This is a genomic window from Micromonospora sp. NPDC050980, assembly GCF_040653835.1.
In the GTDB taxonomy this organism is placed as follows: domain Bacteria; phylum Actinomycetota; class Actinomycetes; order Mycobacteriales; family Micromonosporaceae; genus Micromonospora.
Genome location: NZ_JBFAGS010000015.1, coordinates 22849 through 48835 on the forward strand (window position 1 = coordinate 22849; position 25987 = coordinate 48835).

Here is a 25987-nt window from a genome sequence, read left to right on the forward strand (position 1 = left end):
CGTGCCGTACGGCGCCATCGACCGGATCGCTCATGGTGCGGCGTTCCCTTCCACGTGCTCGCCCCGGCGGGCCCACCCGGCGAGCCGGTCACCCAACGCGGCGCCGCCGTCGGCCTCGCGGGCGACGACGAGGATGGTGTCGTCGCCGGCGATGGTGCCGACGATCTCGGACAGGCCCGCCCGGTCCAACGCGCTGGCCAGATAGTGCGCTGCGCCCGGCGGGGTACGCAGCACCGCGATGTTGCCGCTGGCGTCGACGCCGTTGAGCAGCTCGTGCAGCAGCCGGACCAGTCGGGCCGGCGCCCCCTCGGCGTCGCGCAGCGGACGCCGGCCGTCCTCGGGGATCAGGTAGACGCCGCGCCCGTCGCCGCCGCGCGCGGTCACCGCCCCCAGCTCCTTCAGGTCACGGGAGAGGGTGGCCTGGGTGACCTGGATGCCGTCGCCGGCGAGCAGGTCCGCCAGCTCGGTCTGCGAGTGGATGGCGGTGTCGCGGATCAGCTCGACGATGCGGGCGTGCCGCGCGGCGCGGGTCAGCGGGGCGGTCATGAGGAGGCCTCCAGGAGAAAGGTCAGCAGCGCCTTCTGGGCGTGCAGACGATTCTCCGCCTGGTCGAACACCGCGCTGCGCGGGCCGTCGAGCACCTCGCCGGTGATCTCCTCGCCCCGGTGGGCCGGCAGGCAGTGCAGCACCATCACGTCGGGCGCGGCGTGCGCCAGCAGGGCGTCGCCGACCTGGTAGGGGCGGAACGGGGTGATCCGGTCCAGCCCGTCGTCCTCCTGGCCCATCGACGTCCAGGTGTCGGTGGCGACCACGTGCGCCCCGCGTACCGCCGCGACCGGGTCGGTGAGCGCCTCGACCGAGCCGCCGGTGCCGGCGGCGATCTTCGCCGCGCGGGCCAGGATCGCCGGATCCGGGGCGAAGCCGGCCGGGCCGGCGACCCGGACATGCATCCCGGCGGTCGCGCCGGCCAGCAGGTACGAGTGGGCCATGTTGTTCGCCGCGTCACCGACGTAGGTGAGGATCCGCCCGGCGGTCACGCCGAACCGCTCCCGCACGGTGAGCAGGTCGGCCAGCAGCTGGCAGGGGTGGTAGGTGTCGGTGAGCGCGTTGACCACCGGGACGGTCGCGTGCTCGGCCACCTCGGCGATCCGGTCGTCGCCGTGGGTGCGCAGCACGATCGCGGCCACGTAACGGGACAGCACCCGCCCGGCGTCGCCGAGGGACTCCCCACGACCGAAGTGGGTCACCTGGGTGTCCACCACGAGCGGGTGCCCGCCCAGCTCGGCGATGCCGGCGTCGAACGAGATCCGGGTGCGCAGGCTCTGCTTGTCGAACAGCACCGCCACCGATTTCGGTCCGGCGAGCGGCTGGTGCGCGTGCCGGTCGGCCTTCATCCGGGCGGCCAGGTCCAGCACGGCGGCCTGCTCGGCGGGGCTGAGGTCGTCGTCGCGCAGGAAGTGGCGGATCATGCGGGGGCCTCCGTGCGGGTCGCGGGGGTGGGCGCCGGCGCGGCGGGCGCGGCGGCTTCGGTCGGCACGGCGGCCTCCGCGGGCTCGGCAGGCTCAGGGGGCGCGGCGGACGCAGCGGCGTCGGCGGGCGCGCGGTCGAGGGCGGCGGGCAGCGCGGCGAGGAACGCGTCGACCTGCGCCGGGGTGAGGATCAGCGGCGGGGCGAGCCGGACCACGTCCGGCTGCACCGGGTTGACCAGGAAACCCGCCTCACGCAGCGCGGCCGTCACCGCGCCGGCGACCGGCCGGTCCAGCGCGACGCCGAGCAGCAGGCCGGCGCCGCGCACCTGACGCACCAGGGGGTGCCCGAGCGCCTCCACGCCGCGCCGCAGCCGCTCGCCGACGCGCTTGACGTGGTCGAGCAACCCCTCGTTGGCGATCGTGGCGATCACCGCGAGCGCGGCGGCGCAGCTCACCGGGTTGCCGCCGAACGTGGTGCCGTGCGAGCCGGGGGTGAGCAGGTCGGCGGCCGGGCCGAAGGCCAGGCAGGCGCCCAGCGGCAGGCCGCCGCCGAGCCCCTTGGCGAGCGTGACCACGTCCGGCTCCACGCCGTCGGCCTGGTGGGCGAACCAGTGCCCGGTCCGCCCGACGCCGGTCTGCACCTCGTCGAGCACCAGCAGCGCGCCGCGCGCGGCGGTGATCCGCCGGGCCGCGGCCAGGTAACCGGGCGGCGGGACGACCACGCCGTTCTCGCCCTGGATCGGCTCGACGATCACCATGGCGGTGTCGTCGGCGACCGCGTCGGCGAGCGCGTCCGCGTCGCCGTACGGCACGTGGGTGACGTCGCCGGGCAGCGGGCGGAACGGGTCGGCCTTGGCCGGCTGCCCGGTGAGCGCCAGCGCGCCCATCGTCCGGCCGTGGAAGCCGCCGTGGGTGGCCACCACGTGCCGGCGCCCGGTCAGCCGGGAGAGCTTGAACGCGGCCTCGTTGGCCTCCGCGCCGGAGTTGGCGAGGAAGACCCGGCCGGGCCGTCCGGCCAGGGCCAGCAGCAGCTCGGCGAGAGCGACCGGCGGCTCGGCGACGAACAGGTTCGACACGTGCCCGAGCGTGGCGACCTGCTTCGACACGGCGGCCACCACCGCCGGGTGGGCGTGCCCGAGCGCGTTGACGGCGATGCCGCCGAGCAGGTCGACGTACTCCCGGCCGGCTTCGTCGACCACGACGGCGCCGGAGCCGGCGACGAGCGCGAGCGGCGGCGTGCCGTAGTTGTCCATCATGGCGGCGTTCCACCGCTGCACCAGCGTGCTCATGAACCGATCACCATCGTTCCGAACCCTTCCGAGGTGAAGACCTCGAGCAACGTGGAGTGGGCGACCCGGCCGTCGACGACGTGCGCGGCGGGCACTCCTCCGCGCACCGCCCGCAGGCAGGCCTCCATCTTCGGGACCATGCCCGACTCCAGCGACGGCAGCAGCTTCGCCAGGTCGTCCGCGGCGATCTCGCTGACCAGGCTGGACGTGTCCGGCCAGTCGGCGTAGAGGCCCGGCACGTCGGTGAGCACCACCAGCTTGCGCGCGTCCAGCGCCACCGCGAGCGCGGCGGCGGCGGTGTCCGCGTTGAGGTTGTGCAGCACCCCGTCGACGTCCGGCGCGACGGTGGAGATGACCGGGATCCGGCCGGCCGCGATCAGGTCGGTGACCGCGGAGACGTCCACCGACTCCACGTCGCCGACCTGCCCCACGTCGACCGGCTCCCCGTCCACGTACGCCGGGCGGCGCACCGCGGTGAACAGCCCGCCGTCCTCGCCGGAGAGCCCCACCGCGAACGGGCCGTGCGCGTTGACCAGGCCGACCAGTTCCCGGCCGACCTGCCCGACGAGGACCATCCGGACCACGTCCATGGCCTCCGCGGTGGTGACCCGCAGGCCGCCACGGAACTCGCTGGCGATGCCGAGCCGGCCGAGCATGGCGGAGATCTGCGGGCCGCCGCCGTGCACCACGACCGGCTTGAGGCCGGCGTACCGGAGGAAGACCATGTCCGCGGCGAACGCCCGCCGCAGCTCGGGGTCGGCCATCGCGTTGCCGCCGTACTTGACGACCACCGTGGCGCCGGCGAAACGGGCCAGCCAGGGCAGCGCCTCGATCAGGGTGGCGGCCTTGGCCTGCGCCCGGGCGAGGTCCGCGGTGAGATTCATGTGGAGTACGCCGAGTTCTCGTGCACGTAGGCGTGCGACAGGTCGTTGGTCCAGATGGTGGCGGCGTCGCCGCCGGCGTGCAGGTCGATCCGGATGGTGACGTCCCGCCCGGTGAGGTCCACCTTGGCGCGGTCCTCGGCGGCGGCGCCGGCCCGGCACACCCAGATGCCGTTCACCGCGACGTCGACGCCGTCCGGCTCGAACGCGGCGGCAGTGGTGCCGACCGCGGCGAGGATCCGGCCCCAGTTCGGGTCGTTGCCGAACAGCGCGGTCTTGACCAGGTTGTTGCGGGCCACCGCGCGGCCCACCTCGACCGCGTCGTCCTCGCTCGCCGCGCCGAGAACCTCGATGGCGATCTGCTTGGTCGCGCCCTCCGCGTCGGCCAGGAGCTGCCGGGCCAGGTCGTGGCAGGCGGCGGTGACCGCGGCGGTCAGCTCCGCGCCGGTCGGCTCGATGCCGGAGGCGCCGCTGGCCAGCAGCAGCACGGTGTCGTTCGTGGACATGCACCCGTCGGAGTCGACCCGGTCGAAGGTGACCGCGGTGGCGGCCCGCAGCGCGGCGTCCAGTGCGTCCGGGCCGGCCACCGCGTCGGTGGTGAGCACGCAGAGCATGGTGGCCATGGCCGGCGCCAGCATGCCGGCGCCCTTGGCCATCCCGCCGACCGTCCAGCCGCTGCCCCGAGCCACAGTGGTCTTCGGCCGGGTGTCGGTGGTCATGATCGCCTCGGCGGCCGGCTGCCCGCCGTCGCGGGACAGCCGGCGCACCGCGTCGCGGACGCCCGGCAGCAGCTTCGGCATCGGCAGCCGCTCCCCGATCAGGCCGGTGGAGCAGACCGCTACCTCGCCCGCACCGACGATCAGCCGAGGGCTGCCGCCGGTGAGTGCGGCGGCGGTGTGCTCGGCGGTGGCTTGGGTGTCCTGGAAACCGGCCGGGCCGGTGCAGGCGTTCGCGCCGCCGGAGTTGAGCACCACGGCCCGGACCACGCCGCCGTGCACGACCTGCTGGGTCCAGAGCACCGGGGCGGCCTTCACCCGGTTGGCGGTGAAGACACCGGCGACGCCGGCGTCCGGGCCGTCGTTGACCACGAGCGCGACGTCGGCGGCGCCGGAGGGCTTGAGACCGGCGGCGACCCCGGCGGCGCGGAAGCCGCGGGGGGTGGTGACACTCACGGGTTCACTCCAAACACGGACAGCCCGGTGGTCTCCGGGAGACCCGTCATCAGGTTGGCGTTCTGCACGGCCTGACCGGCCGCCCCCTTGCCCAGGTTGTCGATGGCGCTGACCACGATCACCCGCCCCGAGTCGACGTCTGCCGTCGCCTGGAGGTGGCAGGAGTTCGAGCCGGCGGTCGCGGCGGTGTGCGGCCACGCTCCCTCGGGCAACAGGTGCACGAAGGGCGCGTCGGCGTAGGCGGCGGCCAGCACCGCCCGCGGGTCGGCGCCGCGGGTCGGCACCGCGGTGACGGTGGCGAGGATCCCCCGCGGCATGGGGGCGAGCACCGGCGTGAACGACAGGCCGGTCGCGCCGGTGGCCTGCTTGATCTCCGGCACGTGCTGGTGCGCGCCCACCTTGTAGGGGGACAGGTCACCCATCACCTCGCTGCCGAGCAGGTGGGCCTTGGCGGCCCGGCCGGCGCCGGAGGTGCCGGAGGCGGCGACCACCACCACGTCGTCCGGGCGTACCGCGCCGGCGGCGATCAGCGGGGCCAACGCCAGGGTGGTCGCGACCGCGTAACAGCCGGTGCTGGCCACCCGCCGCGCGTCCGCGATCGCGCCACGCGCACCGGGCAGCTCGGGCAGCCCGTAGGTCCAGGCACCGGCGTGCGTGCCGCCGTAGTAGCGGGCCCAGGCGTCGGCGTCGCGCAGCCGGTGGTCAGCGCCGAGGTCCACCACCAGAGCGGAGCCGGGCAGGGCCGCGGCGAGGGCCGCCGACTGGCCGTGCGGCAGGGCCAGGAAGATCAGGTCCGCGTCGGCCAGGGCCGCCGGCTCGGTCGCCCCGAGCACCAGGTCCAGGCCGGTGAGCTGCGGGTGTACGGCGGCGACGGGCTGGCCGGCCTGGCTGTGCGCGGTGGCGGCCACGAGGTCGAACTCGGGGTGCGCGGCGAGCAGGCGCAGCAGTTCGCCACCCGCGTACCCGCTCGCCCCGGCGACAGCTACTCGAATGCCCATACCTACCTCCGCATGACTATGCAGAGAAGGCTAGCAGCCACTCTAGACCACTGCAAGGTCATGCAGTATGTCGCATGAAACTGCATCGACTCTTCACGCATTGTCAGTCGACTATGTTTGACCGGTACGGAGGGAGATCTGACGGAACGTTCCCCGTCGCTGGGCGGGGCGCCGCTCGCCCTGTCCCACACCGCCTGAGACGACGACGGCCCTTTCCGGGGACCCGTCAGGAAGGGCCGTCGTCGCCTCGGGCTCAGCGGCGATGCTCGGCAAGCCCGTGCTGCTGCTCGTACGTACGCAGGGCGGTGTCCCACGCCTGGGTGTACTCCGACGGCCCCATGTTCAGGTCGTTGTGTCCCCGAACCGCCTCACGGAGCAACTCCACCAGCTCCGGCACGGTTTCCCGACGCTCCGCCACGTAGCGGCGGAACACCTCGGCGAACTGTTCCCCGGTGAGCCGGGCGGCGTGCGCCGTCACCGGGTCGTCCTCCAGGTTCTGGAGCACCTCACACCACCGCCGGGTCAGTTCGTCGGCCTGGCGGGCCCTGATCTTCTGCAGCTCGTGGTCGCACTCCAACCGGATGCGATCCTCCCAGTACGGCCGCAGCCGTTCCCGCACCCGTTCGTCAGGGCTGACCCGCACCTGGACGGTGAAGAAGGGCGTCGTCCCCTCGCGGGGCCACCGTCGACCCGTGAGTCGTGCGTTCAACGCCTGCTCCAGTTCGTGGGACCGATGGGGCTCATGCTGCCGGGAGAGGCCGACCGCCTCTTCCCGGAGAATGCCGCCGGCCCAGGGCAGGTAGCCCTCGGCCCGTAGCCGCAGATGCTCCGACGTCATGTGCTGGGCCGTCCAGACGAACACAGGGTGCAGCCTGAAGTCGAACGCATCGCCCTTCGCCGGCGCCAGGACGGGCTGCGGCACCTCCTGACGGAACGACACGGTGACGGGCGGCGTCGGCACCGGAGGAGCGGTGGCCAGCAGCGAGGAGGCGGGTGGAAAGATCGCGTGCCACCAGCGGCGGCGCTCCGGGTGGGCGGAACCGGACGGGCTGGTGTTCGGACGGGCCGTGGAGTGAGTGCTCATCGCTGTTCCTCGTCGGTGAGTCGTCGGATGTCGTCGAGCAGGGGGTTGCGGGGCGTCACGGGCCGCCAGACGTGCCGTAGCTGATGGTCGAGGCGGCGCCGGAGCGGTTCGTGGCCGGCCACGACCGCCCGGAGCAGTTCCAGGCAGTACGCCGCCACCTCCGGATGTCCGTCCGCGCGGTTGAGCCAGAACCCGAGCGTCCGCCAGGCACGGAACGCGGTCCCGGGGAGGCTGAGCGCCGCGCCCCAACAGGTGGCCAGATCGGACAGCCGGACCGTGCCGACCCGCACCAGGTCCAGCAGTTCCGGCCAGTGCTCACGCGGGACGGGTGCCCACCGGTCGGCGAGGGTCCGCAACGCCCGCCCCGCGTGCAGGCGTACCTCGGGGTCGGTTGAGGTGGCCCACTGCGCCAGCGCGACCATCACCGCCGGCGCGTGGCCGGCGTCGTAGACCTCCACCAGACCACGGACCACGGAGTTCTGCCATCGTTGCATGCGAGCCTCGGCCACCTGCCGCAGCTGACGCAGCGCCGTGTCGGGCCAGAGGCGAGCCAAACCGAGGGCGTACGCCCGGGCCACGGTGTCCCGCCGGTGCGCGGCACCGCTCTCAGCCCAGCGGTCCAGCTCGGCGCGGATCCGCTGCCGCAGCGGGGCCTGCATCGCCATGGCGACCAGAGCAATGGCGGCCGCCTGCCGTACGCCCGCGCGACGCTCCCGGGCCAACTGGTCCACGGTGTCCAACGCGGACCGCACGGCACGCCCCGCCGACCAGCCGATCGCACCCGCCGCGGCCTGCCGCACTCCCGGGACGTCACCTCGTGCCAGTTCGATCCACCACCCGAGGAGCTGCTCCGGTAGGAACCAGTCCTGCCAGGCGGCCTCCAGCAGGCTGGCCCGGAGGGCATCGTTGCCGGGAGTGAACTCCACCCGTCGCCCACCGGCGATCCGGTCGTCGTCGATCACCCGGACGGCTTGGCGCAGCTCCGGCCCCAGCAGTTCGTCGAGCGCGGCCGAGGTCCGAGGGAAGGGCGCAGAGTGCGGCTCAGCGAACGCGGGCGCGGTCAGCAGCCGCGCCGCCTGCTGGATCGCCACCACGGGCTGGCCGGCCAGCACCGCGCAGGACAGCCGGAAGGCCCGGCGCTCGTCGGCGCGCCAACTCCCCGACAGCTCCGGCCCCGCGTCAGCGCAGTCGAGAATCCGCGCCGCCCGTTCACGCACCTGCCGGGGCAGCAGGCGCTCCAACTGCTGGGTGAGGTCCGGGCCGCTCACCGGGGTTCGCGCGATCGACTCCACCACCCGGACCACCTCACCGGGACGGGGGTCACCACCCAGGTAACCGATCAGCAGGGGATGCCCGGCACACTCCTCCTCGACGTAGCTGTCGACGCACCGACCGACGCAACCGATGTCGCACCAACCGACGCACCGGCCGCGCAACTGCCGGCGTAGTTGAGCGCGGAAGACATCCACCGCAGCCGGGGGGCGGTGTTCGACGAGCTGGTCGGTGAACTCTCGGACCCGCGACCGGAAGTCGCCGACGAGCACTATCGTGCAGCCCGCCGCCGCGACCCGGGTGGCTGCACCGACCAACGTCATACCGTCCAGTTCCCGGACCGCCCGATCGCTCAGAGGCAGTACGTAGCCGTGACCGGCACGCAGGGCTCCCGCCGCCTGGATCAGATCCCCGGGTCCCTCCACGTTGACCAGGCCCACGCGGTCGTAGCCGTGCCGCCGAGCGGCAGCCAGACGCGCCGCCGTGTGCCGGCCGGTACCCTCTGGACCGGAGAGGCAGACCAGGGCTGCCTGCTTCAGCCGTCGGTCGAGCTGCTGGTCGCTGGGCGCGGGCGCGTAGCCGTCGGCGGACTGCCGGACGACCGTTCCACTCAACGTCTCGGACCAGGTTCGGCCACCTCCGGTGCCGGCCATGGTGACGTTCACCGTGCCGATGGCGGTGGCTCCGGCCCCGGTGGCGTTCTGCCCCCGGACGTGCATCTCCCCGACCCCGACGCCGGCCGGGGTGCCGAGCAGCGCGGACAGGCGATCGAGCACCTCGCCGGGATCGAGCGGGGAATCGTCCTCGACATCCTCCGTGCCACCCTGGTCGTCCCCCGGATCCGGTGGCTCCTCGTCGGGCCCACCATCCGCGGCGACGGGCAACGGAAGCTCCTCGGCAGTCTCCTGACCGACCGGCGCCGGCGCGGCGTCCGGCTGTGGCACGAACGCGGTCACCGGCCACCACCGTCCCGACGGATGGTGGTGTCCCGGCCGACGGATCCGATCGCTGTCGCGTTCGCGCCGATGGCATTCTGTCCGTCGACCTGGAGGCTGCCGATGTGAATGCCCGCGTCGCCGGATCCGGCCGGGCCCGGGGGCGGAGCCGGTGCACCGCTCGGGGCGCGCTCGGCGGCGCCGGCGGGCGCTGTGTGTTCGCCGCCCTTTGGTGGCATCGACGACATGTCCTCGTCGATCACATGGAGCCAGGCATGCTCCTCGAAGTCCTTAGCGGGATGACTGACCCGAACCCGACGGAACCGCTCCGGCCGCAACTCCTCCGGGTACTCGCAGACGACGTCCTGGTAGATGTCGCTGGAGACGACGAGGGCCACACCCGCGCCCGGGAAGGCGGCCAGGGCGTGCTTCACCGCTTCGGCGTCACAGAGTCGGCAGACACGCACGACGGCAGTTCCCGGGAAGCCGTTCGCGCCGTCGAGATGCACGATTCCCTGGTGGACGGCCATTCGCAGGCGGATCCGCGCCGCTGGCACCCGAGTGGAGTTGTAGACCCGCAACCGCCGGCTGAGTTCGGGCACGAACCGGCCGATCACTCGTGCCTCTGGCGCTTCACGAGGCAGGATCGCCAGTTCGCCGTCACCGGCCTGTTGGGTGCGCCAGGCCGACCGGTCCAGTCCCACCGCGACGGCCGCATCGTGCAGCAACCGCCGGAACTCCTGTTGCGCCTCGTACTGCTGGAGGTTGCTGCGGCGGCTGTACCGCTCCATGTCCACACTGATCAACAGTCGTCGCTCGGGATGGTGCATCGACATGTCGCCCCTTCAGATCACCCGCCCGCCGACATCGACGGGACAACAAGGGACATCGAACCGGGCTCATCCCCGCCTTACCCCGTAGAAGTACGGCATCGGCAGAGGCTGTCCGGAACCGGTCTTCCCCTCTCCGTCCGGGATCCGACGGCCGGGCTGACGTTGCACTGGGGACATGGTCGAGGTCCTCAGCGAACTGCTTCTCGCCGCAGGCTGGCACCCCGCGCAGGTAATGGCCCTTGTGGCGCTGTACGCCGGTGCCATCGCCCTGCTGCGCCGGGCGTCGCGCTCCGCTCAGCTTCGGCTACGCTTCGACCGCCTTCGCTGGAAGACGAGAGTGAGGTTGTCGATGCACCGAGGTGCACCACCGGACGTGCAGTGGCCGTACGGCACCTTCCTGCAACGGCTGCGGCCAGATACCCGCGCGATAGTGCTCGACCTCGGCGTGCGGCGTCAGGTGCCGGCCGGGCAGATCCTCATTCATGAGGGCGTTCGGGAGTCGCACCTGGTGCTGCTGGAGGAAGGGCTGACCAAGGTGACGGCGAGTCTCCCCGACGGCCGGTCGGCGCTGCTCTCGCTGCGGGTTGGCGGCGACCTGGTCGGCGAGATGTCCGCCCTCAACGACCAGCCACGTTCGGCCACGGTCACCACCTGCGGACCGACCCGCTACAGCGTCGTCACCAGGGACCGGTTCACCCACTTCCTCAGGGACCATCCAGACGCCGCGCTCGAACTCGCGGCGATGGTCGCCGATCGGCTCCGCTGGTCCAACCGCCGGCGCATCGATTTCACCTCTTATGCCGTGAAGATCCGAGTGGCCAGGGTGATCGCCGAGTTGTGCCGCACGCACGGCCGTCGGAGCCCGGACGGAGTCGTCATCGACGTTCGGCTCACCCAGCCCGAGCTGGCGACGATCTGCGGCGCTGCCGAGACCTCCATTCAGAAGGCGCTGCGCGAACTGCGCGCCGACCGCCTCGTGGACACCGACTACCGGCGGATCACGGTGCGGGACCTGCGACGCCTGCGGGAACTCGGCGAACTGCCCGCGGACGAGGAGTGACGGCCGGACCGACGGTGACGGCCCGGCGGATGCTCCCTCACTGCACCGCAGTTGTCCGGGTGTTAAGAAGGGCCCCCGCCTCTACCGAATGCGTTAAGCGGGGGCCCCTCCTTACATCTCAGGCGCCGCGGAGGGTGGCGCCGACGCGCTGCGCGGCGAGCGCCACCGCGGCGTCGCGGGCGGCCACCGCCTCCTCGCCGGCAAGCGTCCGGTCCGGAGCGCGGAACGTCAGCTTGTACGCCAGCGACTTCCGCCCCGCGCCGAGCTGCTCCGAGACGTAGACGTCGAAGAGCCGCACGTCCTCCAGCAGCGCGCCGGCGCCCTCGACCAGGGCCGCCTGCACCTCGGCCGCCGGCACCGCCTCGTCGACGACGAGCGCCACGTCGATCAGGGCCGGCGGGAACGTGGAGATGGCCGGGCCGGCCGCCAGCGGTGCGGCCGGCAGCGCGTCCAGGTCCAACTCCATCACGCTGGTCCGCCGGGGCAACTCCAGCGCGGCCACCACCGCCGGGTGCAGCTCGCCGGCGTGCCCGACGACGACGTCGTCGACGAGCAGCTCGGCGCAGCGGCCGGGGTGCCACGGGGCGCGCTCGCCGGCCCGGACGGTGACCCGGTCGGCGGGGATGCCGGCGGCGTCGAGCACCGCCCGGCCCGCCTCGACCGCGTCCGCCCAGCCGGCGGCCCGGCCCGCGCCCCACCAGCCGGCCGGCTCGATCTCGCCGCACAGCGCCACCGCGACGTGCCGGGGCTGCGCCGGCACCACCGCGTCGGCGGCGGCGAACTCCTCGTCGGTGGGCCGGCGGTCCACGCCCATCGCCGGCGGGGCGCCCACGCCCGGACGCGGATGGAAGACCGCGCCGATCTCGTAGATCGCCACGTCGCGCTGGCCCCGGCCGACGTTGCGCCGGACGATGCCGAGCAGCGGGCCGAGCAGCGTGGTGCGCAGCAGCGGCTCCTCCTCGGACAGCGGGTTGGCCACCCGCACCGCCGTCCGGCGCGGGTCGTCGGCCGGCAGGCCGAGCTGGTCGGCCAGCTCCGGCGCGACGAACGGCTGCGCGAGCACCTCGACCAGGCCGCGCTCGGCGAGCGAGCGGGCCACCGCGCGGCGGCGCTGCTGCGCCGCGGTGAGGCCCCGGCCGGGACGCGCGGTGGGCAGCACCGACGGCACCCGGTCGTACCCGTCGAGGCGGACCACCTCCTCCACCAGGTCGGCCGGGTCGGTCAGGTCGGGCCGCCAGCTCGGCGGCGTCACGGTCAGCACCTCGCCGGCGCCGCCGGCGGCCACCCCGGCCGCGCCCGGGTCCTCGCCGAGCCGGTCGCCGCCCCGGGTGACCCCGCACCCGACCTGTTCCAGCAACTGCACCACCCGGTCGGCCGGGTAGGACACGCCGATCCGGCGCGACGGCAGGTCCACCGGCAGCGTGACAGGTGCCGGCGGGCGGACGTGGTCGAGGTCGAGCACCTCCGCGCCGGCCGTGCCACCGGCCAGGTCGGTGAGCAGCCGGACCGCCTTCTCCAGCGCGACGAGCGGCAGCGCCGGGTCGACGCCCCGCTCCCAGCGCTTCGCGGCCTCGCTGAACAGCTTGTGCCGCCGGGCGGTACGGCCGACCATGGCCGGGTCCCAGTGCGCGGCCTCGAACAGCACGTCGGTGGTGGAGGCGAGCACTTCGCTGGTCTCGCCGCCCATCACCGCGGCCAGCGAGATCGGGACGCCGGCGTCCTCGCTCGCGAGGGCGTTGGGCAGCCCAGCGTCGCAGATGACCATGTCCTCCGGTGCGAGAGCACGGCTCACCCCGTCCAGGGTGGTCAGCTTCTCCCCCGGTTCGGCGCGGCGCACCACAAGCGGCCCGGCGATCCGGTCGGCGTCGAAGGCGTGCATCGGCTGGCCGAGTTCGAGCATCAGGTAGTTGGTGATGTCGACCGGCAGCGAGATGCTGCGCACGCCGGCCGCGGTGAGCCGCTGCCGCATCCAGCCGGGCGTCTCCACGGTCGGGTCGACGCCGCGCACCATCCGGGCGGCGAACCGGTCGCAGCCGGCCGTGTCGCGGACCTCGACCGGGTACGCCGGCTCAGCCGTCCCGCCGGTGGCCGGCGCGTCGGCCGGGTCGCGGAACGGCACCCCGAGCGCGTGCGACAGCTCGCGGGCGACGCCCCGGACGCTGAGCGCGTAGCCCCGGTCCGGGGTGATCTCCATCTCGACCACGACGTCGTCGAGGCCGACGACCGGTCGCGCGTCGTCGCCAGGCTGGGCCTTGACCTCGGCGGGCAGCACGATGATGCCCGAGTGGTCGTCGCCCAGACCCAGTTCCTGCGCCGAGCAGATCATCCCGTGCGAGTTGCGCCCGTACGTCTTGCGCGCGCCGATCGCGAAGTTGCCCGGCAGCACGCCGCCCGGCAGGATCACCACCACCTTGTCGCCCGGGGCGAAGTTGCGCGCGCCGCAGACGATCTCCTGCGGCTCGCCGGTGCCGTTCGCGGCGCCCACGTCCACCCGGCAGAAGCGGATCGGCTTCTTGAACCCGGTCAGCTCCTCGATCTGGAGGACCTCGCCCACGACCAGCGGACCGCTGACGGTCTCCCGCAGGTCCACGATCGACTCGACCTCGATGCCGAGGTCGACCAGCGCCTGCTCCAGGTCGCCGGTGGGCAGGTCGGCGGGAAGATCCACGTACTCCCGCAACCAACTGACAGAAACTCGCATGACTGTTAGACCACCGTCTCCCGTAGCTCAGGCGCCGAACGCACGGGTGAACCGCACGTCGCCCTCGGCCATGTCCCGCATGTCGCTGACCCCGTGCCGGACCATCACGGTCCGGTCGATGCCCATCCCGAACGCGAATCCGGAGTAGGCCTCCGGGTCGATGCCGCAGGCGCGCAGCACCCGCGGGTTGACCATGCCGCAGCCGCCCCACTCGACCCACTGCGGCCCGTCCCGGTGCTCGGGGAACCAGACGTCGAACTCGGCCGACGGCTCGGTGAACGGAAAGTAGTGCGGTCGCCAGCGCGTCTTCGCGCCCTCGCCGAACATGGCCCGGGCGAAGTGGTCGAGCGTGCCACGCAGGTGCGCCATCGTGATGCCTTTGTCCACCACCAGGCCCTCGACCTGGTGGAAGACCGGCGCGTGGGTGGCGTCCAGCTCGTCGGTGCGGTAGACCCGGCCGGGCACCACCACGTAGATCGGCGGCTTGCGGCTGAGCATGGTGCGCGCCTGCACCGGCGAGGTGTGGGTCCGGAGAACGAGGCCCGACCCCGCTGAGCCGTCGGCGGATGCGATGTGGAACGTGTCCATCAGGCCCCGCGCCGGGTGGTCGGCCGGGATGTTGAGCGCGTCGAAGTTGGTCCACTCCAGCTCGACCTCGGGGCCCTCGGCCACCTCGTAACCCATGCCGATGAACAGGTCGCTGACCTGCTCCATCAGCACGGTCAGCGGGTGGCGGGCGCCGCGCGGGCGGCGGTCGTACGGCAGGGTGACGTCGACCCGCTCCTCGACCAGCACCCGCTCGGCCTGCTCGCGGTCGAGGATCTCCTGCCGGGCGGCGTACGCGGACTCGACGGCGCGGCGAGCCTCGTTGACCCGCTTGCCGGCGTCGGACTTCGCGGCCGGCGGCAACGCGCCGATCTCCCGGCGGGCCAGCGACACGGGGGACCGGTCCCCCAGGTGCGCCGGGCGCAGCGCGGTCAGCGCGTCCGGGTCGGCGGCGGCGGCGAACGCCTTCTCGGCGTCGGCCACGGCCCCGGCCAGGGCGTCCGGGTCGAGCAGGGCGACAGGCTTCGGGTCGTACGGATCGTTGCGGTAGCTCATGGCGAACGGGCACTCCCTCACGGCGGCACCGGCCCTTCCACAGGGCGGCCAGGCGAGTCTACGGACGCGCGGCTTCGCCGCAGCCCGCCGGTGTGAGTCGTGCAGGAGGGAAGGGTCAGGCCCGCCGCCCGCCGACACCGGCGGGCTGGCTAAACGAACGCCGTGGCGCGTTCATCACGAGGCGGACCCTTCTGCTGTGCCTCGCGTGCCCCCGGGGGCACGCAGTGCTCTCGCGGAAGAATACAGGCAGACGGCCGCCGCCGCAGCCAGGTTCAGGCTCTCCGCGCGTCCGTGCAGCGGCACCCGGACCCGGGCGTCGGCGGCGGCGGTCAACTCCTCGGGCAGGCCGTGCGCCTCCGCACCGAACAGCCAGGCGGTGGGGGCGGCGAGCCGGCCGGCGTCGGCGAGGTCGTCCAGGTCGCTGTCGCCGTACCCGGTGGTGGCCAGGACCGTGAGTCCGACGGCCCGCAGCGCCTCGACGACCCGGACCGGATCGTCGGCGCGGACCACGTCGACGTGGAACAGGCTGCCGGCGGAGGCGCGCACGCACTTGCCGTTGAAGGGGTCGACGGCTTCGCCGGCGAAGACCACCACGCCCGCGCCGGCCGCGTCGGCGGTGCGCAGCACGGTCCCGGCGTTGCCCGGGTCGCGGATCCCGGCGAGCACGGCGACCAGGCGCGGCCCGCGCGCCAGGGCCTGCTCCAGGGGCACGTCGAGGTGCCGGCAGACCGCCACCAGGCCCTGCGGGGCGACGGTCTCGGTGAGCGCCGCCAGGGCGTCGTCGGTTATCTCGGAGACCGGCACGTCGGCGCGGGCGGCGGTGGCGGCGAGGTCCGCGTACCGGTCCAGGGCGGCCGGGGTGCCGAACAGCTCGACCACCGAACCGTCGCGGGCGAGCGCCTCACGGACGGCCTGCGGTCCCTCGGCCAGGAACCGGCCGGCCTGCTCCCGGTCGCGCCGGCGGTGCAGCCGGCGGGCCGCCGCGACCCTGGGGGTACGCGGGGTTAACGGGCCGGCGACGGCAGCGAGGCGCCTCCCCTGCGACGGTGACTGCATGGGAGACGCCTCGATCTGCCGTACGGTGGGGTCAGGCGGCCTGGGCCGCGGCGCCACCGGTGCCCTCGGCCGCCACGGCGGCGCGGGCCAGCTCGACGATCGCCGCGAACGCGGCGGCGTCGTTGACGGCCAGGTCGGCCAGGATCTTGCGGTCGACCTCGATGCCGGCCAGGCGCAGGCCCTGGATCAGCCGGTTGTAGGTCATGCCGTTGGCCCGGGCCCCGGCGTTGATCCGCTGGATCCAGAGCTGCCGGAAGTCGCCCTTGCGGTCGCGACGGTCCCGGTAGGCGTACTGCATCGAGTGCAGCACCTGCTCCTTGGCCTTGCGGTAGAGCCGGGAGCGCTGACCGCGGTAGCCGCTCGCGGTCTCCAGCAGGGTACGACGCTTCTTCTGGGCGTTCACAGCCCGCTTGACGCGTGCCATCTCAACTCCTTCTTCGGTTCAGGTGGCTCGCGTCAGCGGCCGAGCAGCTTCTTGATGCGCTTGGTGTCGGCCTTGGCCAGCTCGACCGTGCCGGTCAGCCGGCGGGTCTGGGTGGAGGGCTTCTTCTCCAGGTTGTGCCGGAGGCCGGCCTGCTGGGCAACGATCTTGCCCTTGCCGGTCACCTTGACCCGCTTGCCCATACCCGTGTGGCGCTTCATCTTCGGCATGTGGAACGTCTCTCCCTGTTACTGGCCGCTGGTGTCAGCGGTCGGGCCGGTCTCACCGGCTGCTGCGGTCTCGGCGGCCGCCGGGGCCCCGCCACCCGCCGGGGCTCCGGACTCCTCCGCGGCGCGGTCCCGAGGACCACCGCGCGACGCCGTGGCGGCGACCGCGGAGGCCTTGACGGCCCGGTGCGGAGCGAGAACCATGATCATGTTTCGGCCGTCTTGCTTCGGCGCGGCCTCGACGTATCCCAGGTCCGTGATCTCGGACTCGAGCCGGCGCAGGAGCCGGTAGCCCAGCTCCGGGCGGCTCTGCTCGCGACCGCGGAACATGATCGTCACCTTGACCTTGTCGCCCGCCTTGAGGAACCGCACCACGTGACCCTTCTTGGTCTCGTAGTCGTGCGGGTCGATTTTCGGCCGGAGCTTCATCTCCTTGATGACGGTCTGCTGCTGGTTACGCCGCGCTTCGCGCGCCTTGAGTGCGCTCTCGTACTTGAACTTGCCGAAGTCCATGAGCTTGCACACCGGCGGGCGCGCCATCGGCGCAACCTCGACCAGGTCCAGGTCGACGTCCGCGGCCAGCTGCAGGGCGCGCTCCAGCGGGACGATGCCCACCTGCTCACCCTCAGGGCCGACCAGTCGGACCTCACGTGCCCGGATCTGCTCGTTCACGCGTGGTTCGACGCTGATGTGGCCTCCTCGAGTCGAGTGTCCTACGGTGCCGACTCCGCGGGCTCCCGGGTGGGAACCGACCCGGAAAGCAGAAGGCCCCGGCGTATGCCAGGGCCCACTCGACCGGTCGGCACGATCACAGGATCGCGCATCCGGGCTCGGGACGGGCCCGAAACCGGGGACCGGACCCGGACACCTCGACGGCGACTCGGGTGGGAGCGGGCGCTCCGCTTCACGACCGCCCGCTCGTCAGGGACGGGGGCAGTCTGGTCGACTCCGCAACACTACACCCTCGGTCCAGGCCACCCCAAACCGGGTCCGCAGGTCAGCGCGGCGCGGGGTGGCCGGCCGCGAGCGCGGCCAGGTGCGCCTGGTGCAGGCGGCGCAGGGCGCGGACCGCCTCGACCGCGCTCTCCTTGTCGGCCGCCTGCAACGCCACCATCGGCAGCAGGTCGTCGTCGTGCAGCTCCAGGCTGGCCCACGGGGCGCCGCGGTCGAACCGGACGCCGCGGATCACCTCCCAGGGCAGCTCGTAGGAGCCGATCACGTTGCGCACCCGCACGCCCTTCGCGTCGGCGACCACCCGCGGGCGGGTGAACAGCAGGAACCCGAGCGCGCCGAACACGCCCAGCCCGACCATGGCGAACTGGTCGCCGCGCTGGAACGAGCCGTAGCCGTCGCCGGTGGCGCCGGTCAGCGAGGTCGCGACGAGACTGAAGACCACCACCAGCGTGATCGCCGACGCCCAGCAGACCACCCGGATGCGGCGGGGCCGCACGGTCACCACGGAATCGCTCACCCGACCAGTCTGCCATCCGGTTCCCGCTCACGGTCGACCGCCACCCGGGCCGGCACCCGCCGCCGACCCCCGGCCACCAGCACCGCCAGCAGTGCCCGGCGCAGCCCGGCCAGCCCGGCCCGCATCGCCGGGACCACGGCCAGCCCGGCCAGCACGATCAGGCAGCCGCCCAGGTTGTCGACCACCGCACCGAGCACCGGATCACCGGTCCGCTCCCCCAACTCGGCGTTGACCACGCCCTGGGCGGCGGAGGCCACGCCGCCCAGGACGACGACCGCCAGCGCGGCCGGGAGCGGCAGCGGCCTCACAGCCGGCAGGCGTGGATGTTGGTGACCAGGATCGCCCGGGCGCCCAACTCGTACAACTCGTCCATGATCCGGTGCACGTCGTCGCGGAGCACCATGGCCTGCACCGCGACCCAGCCCTCCCGGTGCAGCGGCGACACCGTGGGCGACTCGATGCCCGGGGTGAGCGAGCTGGCCCGGTCGAGCAGCCCGGCCGGCACGTCGTAGGCGAGCATCACGTAGCGGCGGGCGACCAGCACGCCGTGCAGCCGGCGTTCCAACTGCCCCTGCTGAGCACCGCCGGGCGCGCCGGCCCGCCGGACCAGCACCGCCGAGGAGCGCAGCAGCGGCTCGCCGAAGACCACCAGCCCGGCCTGGCGCAGCGTGGCGCCGGTCTCCACCACGTCGGCGACCACGTCGGCCACGCCGAGCCGGATCGCGTTCTCCACCGCGCCGTCGAGCCGGATCACCTCGGCCTTGACGTCCAACTCGGCCAGGTGCCGCTCGACCAGACCCGGGTACGAGGTGGCGATCCGGTGCCCACCGAGCTGCTGGACCGAGGCGACGTCGTCCGGGCGGGCGGCGAACCGGAAGGTGGCCCGCGCGAAGTTGAGGTCCACCACCTCCTCGGCCGGCGCGCCGGAGTCGATCAGCAGGTCCCGCCCGGTGATGCCGACATCCAGGTCACCGGAGCCGACGTAGGTGGCGATGTCCTTGGGGCGCAGGTAGAAGAACTCGATGTCGTTGGGCTCGTCCCGACAGACCAGGTCCTTCGGGTCGGTGCGCTGGCGGTAGCCCGCCTCGCGCAGCATCCCGGCGGCCTTCTCGGCCAGGGCGCCCTTGTTGGGTACGGCGACACGCAGCATGGGAGTGCTCCTTCGTTCGATCGGCTGATCAGCGGACGGCACTCACAGATGTCGGTAGACGTCCTTCAGGTCGAGACCGGTGGCCAGCATCAGCACCTGCGCCTGGTAGAGCAGCTGGGAGATCTCCTCCGCGGCCCGTTCCGGGCCCTCGTGCTCGGCCGCCATCCACGACTCGGCCGCCTCCTCGACGACCTTCTTGCCGATGAAGTGCACGCCCTTGGCGAGCGCGTCGACGGTGCCCGAGCCCGGGGTGCCGGCGGCGGCCTTGGCCTGCAGCTCGGCGAACAACTCCTCGAACGTCTTCACGGAAGGCGATTCTTCCAGCCGCCCCGGCCGGGTGGTCGTGCCGGGTCGGGGCGGCTCGAAAGGCACCTTTCGAAAGGGTGGTTTCTAAACTACCCTTTCGGCATGACCGAGCAACGACCTCGCGAGATCACGGACGTAGAGACTCTCCGGGCGTTCACCCATCCGCTGCGCCTGCGCATCCTGAACGCGGTCGGCCTTTACGGCCCGCTGACCGCCACCGAGGTCTCCGAGCGGGTCGGCGAGAGCCCGGCCAACTGCTCCTGGCACCTGCGCCAGCTCGCCAAGTACGGATTCGTCGCCGAGGCCGGCGGCGGCACCGGACGGCAGCGGCCGTGGCGGCTGGTCACCGACGGCCACCGGTGGGGCGACGGCGACGAGAGTCCCGAGTTGGCCCGGGCCGGCGACGCCGCCGCCCGGGTCCTGCTCGACCTCGAATACCGCAAGCTGTGGGACTGGATGGCCGCCCGCCGCCAGGACTCCCCCGAGTGGCGGGACGCCGGGTTCTTCAACCAGTTCATCGGTTGGTACACCGCTGCGGAACTGGCCGGGCTGCGGGACGAGATCCGTGCGTTGTTCGCCCGTCACCTGGGCCGGCTCGACGACCCGGCGAACCGGCCACCCGGGTCCCGCCCGGTGCGCCTGATGGCCTGGGGCGTGCCGGAGGTGGAGCGGTGAGACGGCTGCTGCGCCGCCCGGACTTCCGACTGTTCTTCGCCGCGCTGACCGTGAGCATGATCGCGGAGTCGGTGCTGCTGCTCGCGCTGGCCGTGTGGGTCAAGCAGCTCACCGGCTCGGACGGGCTGGCCGGCGCCACCTTCGTCGCGCTGACCGCCCCGATGGTGCTCGCGCCACTGGTCGGCTGGGTGGTGGACCGGGCACCCCGACGCCGGCTGTTCGTGGCGCTCAACGCCGCCACGGCCGTCCTGCTGCTGCCGCTGCTGAGCGTGCACGACGCCGGCCGGCTCTGGGTGGTCTACGCGGTGGCCGCGGGTTACGGATTGTCCTATCTCGCGCTCGGCGCCACGGTCACCGCGCTCGTGCAGGAGCTGGTCCCCGGCGCGCTGTTGCCCGACGCCAACGGCACGACGCAGACCGTCAAGCAGGGCCTACGGCTGGCCGGGCCGTTGCTCGGCGCGGGCCTGTTCGTGTTGCTCGGCGGCCCGGCACTGGCCGCCGCCTGCGCCGCCGGCTTCCTCCTCGCGGCACTGGTCGGGCTGGCCCTGCGGCCGGCGCCGACACCGGCGGGGCCCGCGGTCGAAGTGGCGGAAGGCGCCGCCGTGGCGGAAGGCGCCGCGGTCGGGGCAGGTCCGGACGGCGGGGGCGCGCTCGACGGCCGGCGCGGCGAACTGGTCGCCGGGGTCCGGCACCTGCTGGGTGAGCCGGCGCTGCGCCGCGCCCTGGTGGCCGTCGTCGTCGCCACGATCGGCCTGGGCTTCGGCGAGACGCTCTGGTTCGCGTACGTCGATCAGGGGCTCGGCCGGGAACCGGCCTTCCTCGGGGTGCTGGTCTCCCTGCAGGGCGTCGGCGGCCTGGTCGGCGGGCTCGGGTCGGCGGCGCTGGTCCGCCGGTTCGGGGAGCTGGGCGCGATGGCGCTCGGCATGGCCTGCGTCGCCGCCGCCGGCCTGGCGCTGACCCGGCCGGCGCTGGCCCTCGCCGTGGCAGCCAGCCTGCTGATCGGGCTGGGACTGCCGGTCGCCTGGGTGGCCGTGATGACGTTGCTGCAGCGGCGTACCGCGCCGGCGCTGGTCGGACGGGCCTCGGCGGCGCTGGACGCGGTCGCCAGCGGCCCCCAGGCGGTGGCGATCGGCGCCGGCGCGCTGATGGTCGGCCTGGTCGACTACCGGCTGCTGTACGGCGTGATCGGGATCGTGCTGACGGCCGCCGCCGGCTACCTGCTCGCCGGCCGCCGGCTCACCACTCCGACCGGCGGCGGCGAGCATCCCTCCGGCGTCTCCACCACTCAGCGGACAGCCGAGATCCTTGCCGGATAGTCGCTTCGACGCCGCCCGGGCAACATCGGCCTCGACCGCCTGTGGAGCTGATGTCGAGAACGACTCATCACATCGACGCGACGATCGGCGGAGCGGGTCTGGTCGATGACGACGACGGAGGGTGAGTCGTTGGTGATGTCAGCTCCAAAGGCAGCCGGCCGGACACCTGCCGCCAGTCGGAGCCCACGCCACCGCGGCGACTCCGCACCGCGACAGCCCATGCACCGCGACAGCCCACGCACCGCGACAGCCCAGGCACCACGGCGGCGCGGGCTCCGACCCTGGCGGAGAGGTCAGCCGAAGCCGACGCGGTGGGCGTTGGCGGCGTCCAAACCGCGGACGGCCAGCGCGGCGTCCAACGCGGCCACGGTGGCCGACCAACCCTTGTCCTCGGCCGAGCCGGGCAGCCCGGCCCGGTCCCGGGCCTGCTCGATGGTGTCCACCGTGAGCACCCCGTGCGCCACCGGCTTGCCCTCGTCCAGCGCCACCCGGGTCAGCCCCTCGGTGACCGACCGGCAGACGAAGTCGAAGTGGGCGGTCGCGCCGCGTACCACGACGCCGAGCGCGACCACCACGTCGAAGCGCCGGGCCATCGCCTGGGCCACCACCGGCAGCTCCACCGAGCCGGCCACCCGGGCCACCACGGCCCGCGCGCCGCACGCCCGCGCGGCGGCCACCGCCCGCTCGGTCATGTGGTCGGTCAGCTCGCCGTGCCAGCGGGCGGCCACCACGCCGACGGTCATCCCGGCGGCGTCCACCGCGGTGACACCCGGTTCCCCGAATCCCGCCATCGTCCTACGCTCCGATCTCGTCACCGGCGACCGGACGGCCCATCGGCGCCTCGGTCACCTCGCCTGCCCCGGTCACCTCGTCCAGCCCGTCCAGGAGGTGGCCCATCCGGTCGCGCTTGGTGCGCAGGTAGCGCACGTTCTCCGGGTTGGACCGCACGGGCATGCCCTCCCGGCCGGTCACGGTGAGGCCGTAGCCCTCCAGGCCGGCCCGCTTGGCCGGGTTGTTGGTCAGCAGCCGCATCGAGCGGACGCCGAGGTCGTACAGGATCTGCGCGCCGGTGCCGTAGTCGCGCGCGTCGGCCGGCAGCCCCAGGTCGAGGTTCGCGTCCACGGTGTCGCGGCCCTGGTCCTGCAACTGGTACGCCTGCAGCTTGTGCAGCAGGCCGATGCCGCGCCCCTCGTGCCCGCGCACGTAGAGCACCACCCCACGCCCCTCCTGGCCGACCCGGGCCAGCGCGGCCTGCAACTGCGGGCCGCAGTCGCAGCGCAGCGAGCCGAACACGTCCCCGGTGAGGCACTCGGAGTGCACCCGGACCAGCACGTCGCGCCCGTCGCCGAGGTCACCGATGACCAGCGCCACGTGCTCGGCGGGGTCGTGCTCGGCGCGGTAGCCGTACGCCCGGAACACGCCGTACGGCGTCGGCATCCGGGCCTCGGCGGCCAGCTCGACCTGCCTCTCGGTGCGCCGCCGGTGCGCGATCAGGTCGGCGATGGTGACCAGAGTCAGCCCGTGCTCGGCGCAGAACTTCTCCAGGTCCGGCAGGCGCATCATGGTGCCGTCGTCGTTGACCAGCTCGCAGAGCACACCGGCCGGGCGCAACCCGGCCAACCGGGTCAGGTCCACGGCCGCCTCGGTGTGCCCGGCCCGACGCAGCACCCCGCCGGCGCGGGCGCGCAACGGCACCACGTGACCGGGACGGGCCAGGTCGGTCGGGTCGGTGCCGGTGTCGGCGAGCAGCCGGATGGTGTGCGAGCGGTCGGCCGCGGAGATGCCGGTGCTCACCCCCTCGCGGGCGTCCACGGTCACCGTGTACGCCGTGCCGCGCCGGTCCTGGTTGGTGTGGTGCATCGGCGGCAGGTCCAGCCGGTCGCACTCGGCCTCGGTCAGCGGCACGCAGATGTAGCCCGAGGTGTAGCGGACCATGAACGCGACCAGCTCCGGCGTGGCCAGCTCGGCCGCGAAGATCAGGTCGCCCTCGTTCTCCCGGTCCTCGTCGTCGACCACGACCACGGGTCGCCCGGCGGCGATGTCCGCCACCGCCTGTTCGATCGAACCGAAGCTGCTCATGCCACGACCTCCGAGTACGTCGCCGGGATCGGTGTGCGCGCGGCGGTGGCCGCCCGCGAGGTGCGCCACCAGGCGTAGAGGCCGGCGGCGCAGAACGCGCCGTAGACCAGGTACATGGCGGCCGACGGATAGAAGCCGCCGCGCAGCAGCAGCGGCACGCCGACCGCGTCGACGGCGATCCAGATCAGCCAGAACTCCACCCAGCCCCGGGCCATGCCGTAGGTGGCGAGCAGGCTGCCGACGAGGATCCACGCGTCCGGCAGCGGGCCCCACGAGCCCAGCGCGGCCAGCACCGGGTACGCGGCGGCGGTGCCGGCGACCGCGACGACGAGCAGGCCCAGCCGCTCCCGCCGAGTGGCCCAGCGCGGCTGCACGGCCGGCTCCGCGCCGCCACCGGCGCGGCGGTTGCGCGACCAGCGCCACCAGCCGTAGACGCTCACCGCGAAGAAGAAGACCTGCCGGCCCGCCTGGCCGTAGAGGTCGTGCGCCTGCGGGGTGGCGAAGACGCCGCCGAGGAAGACGGTGAACAGCAACCCGTTGCCGATCATGCCGACCGGCCAGGCCCAGACCACCCGGCGCAGCCCGAGCAGCGCCGAGGCCAGCCCGAACACGTTGCCGACGATCTCCCGGACCAGCACCGGCGAGCCGGCGACGTGCACCTGGGCGTCGAGCAGCCACCCGAGCGGACCGGTCACCGGGCACCGCCCAGCAGTCGCTCGACGTACTTGGCCAGCACGTCCACCTCCAGGTTGACCGGGTCGCCGACCTGCTTCGTGCCGAGCACGGTGAGCTTCAGCGTGGTCGGGATGAGCCCGACCGAGAACCAGTCGTCGCCCACCTCGGCGACGGTCAGCGACACCCCGTCGACGGTGATCGAGCCCTTCTCCACCACGTAGCGGGACAGCCCGGCCGGCAACCGGAAGCGGACCGTCTCCCACTGCGCGGCCGGCTCCCGGGCGAGCACCTCACCGACGCCGTCGACGTGTCCCTGCACCAGGTGCCCGCCGAGCCGGCTGTTGAGCGCGGCGGCCCGCTCCAGGTTGACCGGGTCGCCGGGGCGCAGCGCCCCGAGCGCGGTGCGGCGCAGCGTCTCGCCCATCACGTCGGCGGTGAAGACGCCCCCGTCGACGTCGACGACGGTCAGGCAGACCCCGTTGACCGCGACGGAGTCGCCGTGGCGGGCGTCCGAGGTGACCAGCGGGCCGCGGATGGCGAGCAGCGCCGAGTCGTCGGCGGTCTCGGTGCTCCGGACGATCTCGCCCAGCTCCTCGACGATGCCGGTGAACATGTTCAGGCCTCCCTCTTCCGGGGCAGCGCGGTGATCCGCAGGTCGGGGCCGACCTGCGTAACGTCGGTGAGTTCCAGGTCGATCGCGTCGGCGACGGTCGTCACGCCGGCGTCGAGCAGCGCGGTGGGGCCGGCGCCGAGCAGCTTCGGCGCGACATAGCCGACGATCTTGTCGACCAGGCCGGCGGCGAGGAACGCGCCGGCCAGCGTGGGGCCGCCCTCCAGCAGCGCGGCCCGCACGCCGCGGTGGTGCAGCTCGGCCAGCAGCGACGCCAGGTCGACCCGGCCGTCCGGGCCGGCGCCGACCTCCGCGGCGGTGGCCACCCAGGTGCGCGCGGCGCCGTCGCGGACCCGGGCGTCGGCCGGGGTACGCCCCGAGCTGTCCACCACCACCCGTAGCGGCTGCCGGATGGCGAGCGTGCCGTCGCGCAGGTTGCGGGCGGTGAGCCGGGGGTCGTCGGCGAGCACGGTGCCCACCCCGGCGAGCACCGCGTCGACGGTGCCGCGCAGCGCGTGCACGTCGGTGCGGGCCGCCTCCGAGGTGATCCACATGCTGGTGCCGTCGGCGGCGGCGGAACGCCCGTCGAGCGTGGCCGCGTACTTCCAGATCAGGTAGGGCCAACCCCGGCGCATCGAGGTGAGCCAGGCGACGTTACCGGCCTCGGCCTCCGCGCCGCGTACCCCGAGGATGACCTCGACCCCGGCGGCGCGCAGCGTGGCCGCGCCGCCGGAGGCCACCGGGTTCGGGTCGGGCACGGCGATCACCACGCGGGCCACGCCGGCGGCGATGAGCGCGTGGCTGCAGGGGCCGGTGCGGCCGGTGTGGTCGCAGGGCTCCAGCGTGACCACCGCGGTGCCGCCGCGGGCGCGGGTGCCGGCCTGCGCCAGCGCGACGATCTCCGCGTGCGGCCCGCCGGCGTACGCGTGGAAGCCCTCGCCGACGACCTCGCCGTCGGCGTCGAGCAGCAGGCAGCCGACGACCGGGTTGGGGCTGGTGGCGCCGAGGCCGCGCGCGGCCAGCTCGACGGCGCGACGCATCGCCTCGTCGACGGAGACGCTCGCCATGACCTGCCCTGCCCTCCCGCTCGCCGGTCACGCGCGGGCGGGTCGGGGAGCGGCGGCACGGTGGCCGCGGACACGCGGCGGCGGAGAACCCGGGGAACGGCACGGCCGCCCCCGGGGAGCCCACGCGCGCTGCTGAGGG

The 25987-nt window shown here is 73.7% G+C and carries 27 protein-coding genes; 3 read left to right on the forward strand and 24 right to left on the reverse strand.

Annotated features, from left to right (window positions below; translation table 11 throughout):
- Positions 1-30: 30 nt before the first annotated feature.
- The 9 genes from AB0H28_RS21420 to AB0H28_RS21460 all read right to left on the reverse strand — a co-directional run bounded on the left by AB0H28_RS21420 (position 31) and on the right by AB0H28_RS21460 (position 9936).
- Positions 31-546: an arginine repressor gene (locus AB0H28_RS21420; protein ID WP_358042796.1), complete on the reverse strand. Its 516-nt coding sequence runs from the start codon at positions 544-546 to the stop codon at positions 31-33.
- Positions 543-1469 carry an ornithine carbamoyltransferase gene (gene argF / locus AB0H28_RS21425; protein ID WP_358042799.1) on the reverse strand — a complete coding sequence of 309 codons (927 nt, stop codon included), beginning with the start codon at positions 1467-1469 and terminating at the stop codon, positions 543-545. Before argF ends, AB0H28_RS21420 begins: the two co-directional genes overlap by 4 nt.
- Positions 1466-2758, reverse strand: coding sequence for an acetylornithine transaminase (locus AB0H28_RS21430; RefSeq protein WP_358042802.1), 1293 nt, complete (start codon positions 2756-2758; stop codon positions 1466-1468). Before AB0H28_RS21430 ends, argF begins: the two co-directional genes overlap by 4 nt.
- Entirely contained in the window at positions 2755-3642 is an 888-nt protein-coding gene (argB, locus tag AB0H28_RS21435; protein WP_358042805.1) for an acetylglutamate kinase, read from the reverse strand. Before argB ends, AB0H28_RS21430 begins: the two co-directional genes overlap by 4 nt.
- Positions 3639-4811, reverse strand: a complete 1173-nt coding sequence (argJ, locus tag AB0H28_RS21440; RefSeq protein ID WP_358042808.1) for a bifunctional glutamate N-acetyltransferase/amino-acid acetyltransferase ArgJ — start codon at positions 4809-4811, stop codon at positions 3639-3641. The genes argB and argJ overlap by 4 nt, the downstream gene beginning before the upstream one ends.
- Positions 4808-5809, reverse strand: a complete 1002-nt coding sequence (gene argC / locus AB0H28_RS21445; RefSeq protein ID WP_358042811.1) for an N-acetyl-gamma-glutamyl-phosphate reductase — start codon at positions 5807-5809, stop codon at positions 4808-4810. Before argC ends, argJ begins: the two co-directional genes overlap by 4 nt.
- A 253-nt stretch (positions 5810-6062) precedes the next feature.
- Positions 6063-6893, reverse strand: a complete 831-nt coding sequence (locus AB0H28_RS21450; protein ID WP_358042815.1) for a hypothetical protein — start codon at positions 6891-6893, stop codon at positions 6063-6065.
- A complete protein-coding gene (locus AB0H28_RS21455; RefSeq protein ID WP_358042817.1) occupies positions 6890-9121 on the reverse strand; it encodes a hypothetical protein in 2232 nt (743 codons plus the stop codon). Before AB0H28_RS21455 ends, AB0H28_RS21450 begins: the two co-directional genes overlap by 4 nt.
- A complete protein-coding gene (locus AB0H28_RS21460) occupies positions 9118-9936 on the reverse strand; it encodes a hypothetical protein (protein WP_358042819.1) in 819 nt (272 codons plus the stop codon). Before AB0H28_RS21460 ends, AB0H28_RS21455 begins: the two co-directional genes overlap by 4 nt.
- A gap of 172 nt (positions 9937-10108) precedes the next feature.
- On the opposite strand from AB0H28_RS21460, the gene AB0H28_RS21465 reads away from it, so the two are divergent.
- On the forward strand, positions 10109-10993 hold the full coding sequence (locus tag AB0H28_RS21465) for a Crp/Fnr family transcriptional regulator (protein WP_358042822.1): 885 nt from the start codon (positions 10109-10111) through the stop codon (positions 10991-10993).
- A 118-nt stretch (positions 10994-11111) separates the two neighbouring features.
- On the opposite strand, the gene pheT is transcribed toward AB0H28_RS21465, so the two are convergent.
- From pheT to AB0H28_RS21515, 10 genes are all read right to left on the reverse strand, one after another.
- The gene (gene pheT, locus AB0H28_RS21470) at positions 11112-13694 is read right to left on the reverse strand and encodes a phenylalanine--tRNA ligase subunit beta (RefSeq protein ID WP_358042824.1); all 2583 of its coding nucleotides are present in this window, start codon (positions 13692-13694) and stop codon (positions 11112-11114) included.
- Positions 13695-13721: 27 nt separating this feature from the next.
- Positions 13722-14795 (reverse strand): phenylalanine--tRNA ligase subunit alpha, encoded by a 1074-nt coding sequence (pheS, locus tag AB0H28_RS21475; protein ID WP_358042827.1) that lies wholly within the window; start codon positions 14793-14795, stop codon positions 13722-13724.
- 174 nt (positions 14796-14969) lie between these two features.
- Entirely contained in the window at positions 14970-15851 is an 882-nt protein-coding gene (locus AB0H28_RS21480; RefSeq protein ID WP_358042830.1) for an RNA methyltransferase, read from the reverse strand.
- A gap of 31 nt (positions 15852-15882) precedes the next feature.
- Positions 15883-16275: a 50S ribosomal protein L20 gene (gene rplT / locus AB0H28_RS21485; RefSeq protein WP_030335718.1), complete on the reverse strand. Its 393-nt coding sequence runs from the start codon at positions 16273-16275 to the stop codon at positions 15883-15885.
- Between the two features lie 32 nt (positions 16276-16307).
- On the reverse strand, positions 16308-16502 hold the full coding sequence (gene rpmI / locus AB0H28_RS21490) for a 50S ribosomal protein L35 (protein WP_358042834.1): 195 nt from the start codon (positions 16500-16502) through the stop codon (positions 16308-16310).
- Positions 16503-16520: 18 nt separating this feature from the next.
- Positions 16521-17171, reverse strand: a complete 651-nt coding sequence (gene infC, locus AB0H28_RS21495; RefSeq protein WP_358042837.1) for a translation initiation factor IF-3 — start codon at positions 17169-17171, stop codon at positions 16521-16523.
- A gap of 325 nt (positions 17172-17496) precedes the next feature.
- Complete coding sequence (locus AB0H28_RS21500; protein WP_358042840.1) at positions 17497-17970, reverse strand: PH domain-containing protein; 474 nt, start codon at positions 17968-17970, stop codon at positions 17497-17499.
- The gene (locus tag AB0H28_RS21505; RefSeq protein WP_358042843.1) at positions 17967-18278 is read right to left on the reverse strand and encodes a DMT family transporter; all 312 of its coding nucleotides are present in this window, start codon (positions 18276-18278) and stop codon (positions 17967-17969) included. Before AB0H28_RS21505 ends, AB0H28_RS21500 begins: the two co-directional genes overlap by 4 nt.
- The gene (gene hisG, locus AB0H28_RS21510) at positions 18275-19120 is read right to left on the reverse strand and encodes an ATP phosphoribosyltransferase (protein WP_358042846.1); all 846 of its coding nucleotides are present in this window, start codon (positions 19118-19120) and stop codon (positions 18275-18277) included. The genes AB0H28_RS21505 and hisG overlap by 4 nt, the downstream gene beginning before the upstream one ends.
- Before the next feature lie 42 nt (positions 19121-19162).
- Positions 19163-19444, reverse strand: a complete 282-nt coding sequence (locus tag AB0H28_RS21515) for a phosphoribosyl-ATP diphosphatase (protein ID WP_216642383.1) — start codon at positions 19442-19444, stop codon at positions 19163-19165.
- Between the two features lie 84 nt (positions 19445-19528).
- Here AB0H28_RS21515 and AB0H28_RS21520 point away from each other — a divergent pair, with 84 nt between their 5' ends.
- A complete protein-coding gene (locus AB0H28_RS21520; RefSeq protein ID WP_358042849.1) occupies positions 19529-20101 on the forward strand; it encodes a helix-turn-helix domain-containing protein in 573 nt (190 codons plus the stop codon).
- The gene (locus tag AB0H28_RS21525) at positions 20098-21417 is read left to right on the forward strand and encodes an MFS transporter (RefSeq protein WP_358042852.1); all 1320 of its coding nucleotides are present in this window, start codon (positions 20098-20100) and stop codon (positions 21415-21417) included. The genes AB0H28_RS21520 and AB0H28_RS21525 overlap by 4 nt, the downstream gene beginning before the upstream one ends.
- A 293-nt stretch (positions 21418-21710) precedes the next feature.
- On the opposite strand, the gene ribH is transcribed toward AB0H28_RS21525, so the two are convergent.
- From ribH to ribD, 5 genes are read right to left on the reverse strand one after another with little or no spacing between them, the layout of a single operon-like run.
- Positions 21711-22208 carry a 6,7-dimethyl-8-ribityllumazine synthase gene (gene ribH, locus AB0H28_RS21530; RefSeq protein ID WP_358042855.1) on the reverse strand — a complete coding sequence of 166 codons (498 nt, stop codon included), beginning with the start codon at positions 22206-22208 and terminating at the stop codon, positions 21711-21713.
- A 4-nt stretch (positions 22209-22212) separates the two neighbouring features.
- Entirely contained in the window at positions 22213-23496 is a 1284-nt protein-coding gene (locus AB0H28_RS21535) for a bifunctional 3,4-dihydroxy-2-butanone-4-phosphate synthase/GTP cyclohydrolase II (RefSeq protein WP_358042858.1), read from the reverse strand.
- A complete protein-coding gene (gene pnuC, locus AB0H28_RS21540) occupies positions 23493-24191 on the reverse strand; it encodes a nicotinamide riboside transporter PnuC (protein ID WP_358042861.1) in 699 nt (232 codons plus the stop codon). The genes AB0H28_RS21535 and pnuC overlap by 4 nt, the downstream gene beginning before the upstream one ends.
- Positions 24188-24784 (reverse strand): riboflavin synthase, encoded by a 597-nt coding sequence (locus tag AB0H28_RS21545; RefSeq protein ID WP_358042863.1) that lies wholly within the window; start codon positions 24782-24784, stop codon positions 24188-24190. Before AB0H28_RS21545 ends, pnuC begins: the two co-directional genes overlap by 4 nt.
- Positions 24785-24786: 2 nt before the next feature.
- Positions 24787-25848 (reverse strand): bifunctional diaminohydroxyphosphoribosylaminopyrimidine deaminase/5-amino-6-(5-phosphoribosylamino)uracil reductase RibD, encoded by a 1062-nt coding sequence (ribD, locus tag AB0H28_RS21550; RefSeq protein WP_358042866.1) that lies wholly within the window; start codon positions 25846-25848, stop codon positions 24787-24789.
- Positions 25849-25987: the final 139 nt, after the last annotated feature.

Bases quoted from the DNA above. Each gene is read 5' to 3' on its own strand.
- argC (WP_358042811.1), bottom strand. From the start codon at position 5,809: ATGGGCATTCGAGTAGCTGTCGCCGGGGCGAGCGGGTACGCGGGTGGC.
- AB0H28_RS21460 (WP_358042819.1), bottom strand. From the start codon at position 9,936: ATGTCGATGCACCATCCCGAGCGACGACTGTTGATCAGTGTGGACATG.
- AB0H28_RS21545 (WP_358042863.1), bottom strand. From the start codon at position 24,784: ATGTTCACCGGCATCGTCGAGGAGCTGGGCGAGATCGTCCGGAGCACC.
- ribH (WP_358042855.1), bottom strand. From the start codon at position 22,208: ATGGCGGGATTCGGGGAACCGGGTGTCACCGCGGTGGACGCCGCCGGG.
- AB0H28_RS21520 (WP_358042849.1), top strand. From the start codon at position 19,529: ATGACCGAGCAACGACCTCGCGAGATCACGGACGTAGAGACTCTCCGG.
- AB0H28_RS21535 (WP_358042858.1), bottom strand. From the start codon at position 23,496: ATGAGCAGCTTCGGTTCGATCGAACAGGCGGTGGCGGACATCGCCGCC.
- rpmI (WP_358042834.1), bottom strand. From the start codon at position 16,502: ATGCCGAAGATGAAGCGCCACACGGGTATGGGCAAGCGGGTCAAGGTG.
- argB (WP_358042805.1), bottom strand. From the start codon at position 3,642: ATGAATCTCACCGCGGACCTCGCCCGGGCGCAGGCCAAGGCCGCCACC.
- ribD (WP_358042866.1), bottom strand. From the start codon at position 25,848: ATGGCGAGCGTCTCCGTCGACGAGGCGATGCGTCGCGCCGTCGAGCTG.
- hisG (WP_358042846.1), bottom strand. From the start codon at position 19,120: ATGCTGCGTGTCGCCGTACCCAACAAGGGCGCCCTGGCCGAGAAGGCC.
- AB0H28_RS21480 (WP_358042830.1), bottom strand. From the start codon at position 15,851: ATGCAGTCACCGTCGCAGGGGAGGCGCCTCGCTGCCGTCGCCGGCCCG.
- pheS (WP_358042827.1), bottom strand. From the start codon at position 14,795: ATGAGCTACCGCAACGATCCGTACGACCCGAAGCCTGTCGCCCTGCTC.
- argF (WP_358042799.1), bottom strand. From the start codon at position 1,469: ATGATCCGCCACTTCCTGCGCGACGACGACCTCAGCCCCGCCGAGCAG.
- rplT (WP_030335718.1), bottom strand. From the start codon at position 16,275: ATGGCACGCGTCAAGCGGGCTGTGAACGCCCAGAAGAAGCGTCGTACC.
- AB0H28_RS21430 (WP_358042802.1), bottom strand. From the start codon at position 2,758: ATGAGCACGCTGGTGCAGCGGTGGAACGCCGCCATGATGGACAACTAC.
- AB0H28_RS21465 (WP_358042822.1), top strand. From the start codon at position 10,109: ATGGTCGAGGTCCTCAGCGAACTGCTTCTCGCCGCAGGCTGGCACCCC.
- AB0H28_RS21450 (WP_358042815.1), bottom strand. From the start codon at position 6,893: ATGAGCACTCACTCCACGGCCCGTCCGAACACCAGCCCGTCCGGTTCC.
- pheT (WP_358042824.1), bottom strand. From the start codon at position 13,694: ATGCGAGTTTCTGTCAGTTGGTTGCGGGAGTACGTGGATCTTCCCGCC.
- AB0H28_RS21420 (WP_358042796.1), bottom strand. From the start codon at position 546: ATGACCGCCCCGCTGACCCGCGCCGCGCGGCACGCCCGCATCGTCGAG.